The sequence below is a fragment of the bacterium genome (genome assembly GCA_024224155.1).
Lineage (GTDB): Bacteria > Acidobacteriota > Thermoanaerobaculia > Multivoradales > JAHEKO01 > CALZIK01.
Map to the genome: position 1 here is coordinate 1 of JAAENP010000135.1, position 602 is coordinate 602.

Consider the following 602-nt stretch of genomic DNA (forward strand, 5'->3'; position numbering starts at 1 on the left):
ATCGACTTCCCGGCCGGATTCTGTGACTAGCTGCTGCTGCCCCTGGAGATCATTCAGAGCATCGACTAGGAACCGGATGGGGCCGACGAGGGCCTCGGTCTTGCTGATCACCCCGGCGAGCTGTACCCCGAAGTCCTCGAACAGAGGCAGCAGTTCGGCGCTCAACGCGAGTAGGGATTGCATGGCGGGGGCGAGCGCTTCCCCGATCTTGGCCTTCGTATCCTCGAGCTGGGCGCCGAGGGTCTTCTGCTGGTTGGCGATCGAGCCGCGGGTGTTGATGAAGTCGCCCTGCGTCTTGGCGGTCTGCTCGTAGATGAGGTCGAGGCGGGCCATCGCCTTCTCTTGCAGTCCGACCTCTTTGGTGGACGCAGCGAGACCGAGCTCGACGGCTCGAGCGCGGACACTGGCGTCATCGAGAAGGACACCGAAGCGGCGGATCGGTTCGGACTCGCCCCGAATTGCCGCCTGGACTGCGTTCAATGCGTCCGGTACCGACGTGTTGAACACTGATGCCATGTCGGCGGCGCGTTGGGTGAGGTTGATTGTCTCGTCGGCGGCGGCTTGTGAGTCGGTGATGAAGCCGGATAGGAGCGCTCCGGTGG

Annotated in this window: 1 protein-coding gene; it reads right to left on the reverse strand. The window is 63.8% G+C overall.

Annotation, left to right across the window (positions count from 1 at the left end; all coding sequences use genetic code 11):
* On the reverse strand, positions 1–602 hold a 602-nt coding region (locus tag GY769_07575), incomplete at both ends, for a hypothetical protein (GenBank protein MCP4201776.1).